Raw genomic sequence first — 1016 nt, 5'->3', positions numbered from 1 at the left:
GTATTTATCCTGTCCTGCTGCTGTTGCCACGCAGTCTGTGCCTGGCGAACGGCCTGCACATGCTGTTCCGTCTCTGCCCGCAGCTGCTGCTGTGCAGTCGTAACATCGCGATCGCCAAACAATGTCTGGCGCTGCTGCTGACACTGTTTCAGCGTTTCCTGCTGTTGTTGCAAGCGCTGGTCGAGCTGCGCCAGGCGTGCCTGTTGTTGTTGTAACTCTTCTTCCAGCGCCTGTTGGCGGCTGGAGAGTGTCGCCAGTTCAGGGGCCAGTGCTGCCAGCGCCTCACTGTTGCTGCGCCACTGTTGCCACTGCGTTTCGCGCAGCTGCAGCCAGCGCTGATAATCACCATCCTGCGGCAGTGTCAGACCCAGCGGTGCAACCCCTTCTGCCAGCTTGATGCGCAGCTGCTGTGCGCGCTGTTCATCCTGAGTGAGCTGTTGCTGCTGTTCGCTCAGTGTCTGCGTAGCGGCGGTTAACTGCTGCTGCTGAAGCTGAATTTGCTGTTGCAGGGCCTGCCAGGCCTGCTGATGCTGATACAGCGCCTCTTTTTGCTGCTGGCAGTGGCGCAACGCTTGCTCCAGCTGCTGTAACTGCTGCAGCTGTGTCGCTTCCTGCTCATCCTGCTGTGCCAGCCATTCGCTGGTCTGCTGATGCTGCTGCGGGCTGAGTGACAGTGCCAGGGCTGTGGTGGCGGACTGCCATTGTTGCTCCACTTGCTGCATCTGCTGGTTCAGCTCAGCCTCTTCCTGCAACAGGCGCTCATCCTGCTGTTGCGCCTGTTTAAGCTGTGCCGCGCAGGCACTGCCCTGATCTTTCAGCTGTTCAACATCTCGCTTTAATGCGTCCAGCCGCTGCTGATTTTCTGACAGCTGCAACGCCTGATACTGCTGCACGGCCGGATGGGTTTCCGAACCGCACAGCGGGCAGGGCTGGCCCGGTTCCAACTGTGCCCGGTGCTGTTCCAGATCGGCAATACGTCGCTCCAGCTCACAGCGCTTTTCCAGGTCCTGCTGATG

The 1016-nt window shown here is 59.8% G+C and carries 1 pseudogene; it reads right to left on the bottom strand.

Features of this window, described 5'->3' with window-relative positions:
* Nucleotides 1-1016 (bottom strand): annotated as a pseudogene (locus WH277_RS03990) (exonuclease subunit SbcC); the annotation flags it as partial.

Origin of the sequence: Erwinia sp. MYb416 (genome assembly GCF_037479575.1) — a bacterium.
Lineage (GTDB): Bacteria > Pseudomonadota > Gammaproteobacteria > Enterobacterales > Enterobacteriaceae > Erwinia > Erwinia rhapontici.
Note: the sequence above shows the minus strand (reverse complement) of the source record. Positions and strands in the feature narration are given on the sequence as shown.